Raw genomic sequence first — 230 nt, 5'->3', positions numbered from 1 at the left:
GAGGGACGGAGAAGGTTAGGCCAGCCTGGCGTTGGTTGTCCAGGTTTAAGGTGGTAGGCTGAAATCTTAGGCAAATCCGGGATTTCAAGGCCGAGAGCTGATGACGAGTTGCCTTCAGGCGACGAAGTGGTTGATACCATGCTTCCAAGAAAAGCTCCTAAGCTTCAGATAACTGGGAACCGTACCCCAAACCGACACAGGTGGTTAGGTAGAGAATACCAAGGCGCTTG

The 230-nt window shown here is 52.2% G+C and carries 1 rRNA gene; it reads left to right on the top strand.

Going from position 1 to position 230, the window contains the following annotated elements:
- Positions 1 to 230, top strand: a 23S ribosomal RNA gene (locus tag QSV36_RS25115); the annotation flags it as partial.

Source organism: Pseudomonas sp. BCRC 81390, from assembly GCF_030341915.1.
Taxonomy (GTDB): Bacteria; Pseudomonadota; Gammaproteobacteria; order Pseudomonadales; family Pseudomonadaceae; genus Aquipseudomonas.
This window is presented reverse-complemented; position numbering and strand designations above follow the sequence as displayed.